The organism is Vibrio sp. 03_296 (assembly GCF_002265885.1).
This window is the reverse complement of record NZ_NPKW01000887.1, coordinates 1-540: the sequence shown is the minus strand read 5'-3', so window position 1 is coordinate 540 and position 540 is coordinate 1. Positions and strand designations below refer to the sequence as shown.

Genomic DNA, 540 nt, shown 5'->3' with positions numbered 1-540 from the left:
ACGATGAAACCACCATCCGATTGAGTAGTAGGTTTTGAGTATACTTTTCGTCATCAATCCAAGCGTGGATTTGCATGCCGTTTTCGTGTAGCTCAAGGTTGGTCTTGTGGAAGTTCATTCCGCCTTCACGAGGGAATGAAACGGTATGACAATGCATGCCAACTGGCAGGCGTTCAGTTTCTTCTACACGAGCAATAAAGCCCGGAATGGAATCGATATCCACCTTCTCTGGTGTGTTACCAGCAAGACCCATGATGATGGCGATATCCGTATGGTGACCTTTCCCTGTCAGTGATAATGAACCATAAACATCAACGGTGATTTTAGTGATGTCACGATAATTTTCCCATGCGCGAAGATTCATCAATAAACTCTTACCGCTTCATTGGACCTACAGTGTGTGAGCTTGAAGGACCAACGCCGATCTTATAGATATCAAATACACTAATCATTTTGATTACCTCAAAAGTAAGCCTCCCAAGGAGGAGGGAGGCTTTATCTTATCGTTATGTCTTTTGTCTTTATTCTCATCTTACAGGG

1 pseudogene is annotated in these 540 nt (G+C 43.3%); it reads right to left on the bottom strand.

The features are described from left to right. A pseudogene (locus CIK04_RS28640) lies at nt 1-452 on the bottom strand (serine dehydratase beta chain); the annotation flags it as partial. Nucleotides 453-540 lie beyond the last annotated feature (88 nt).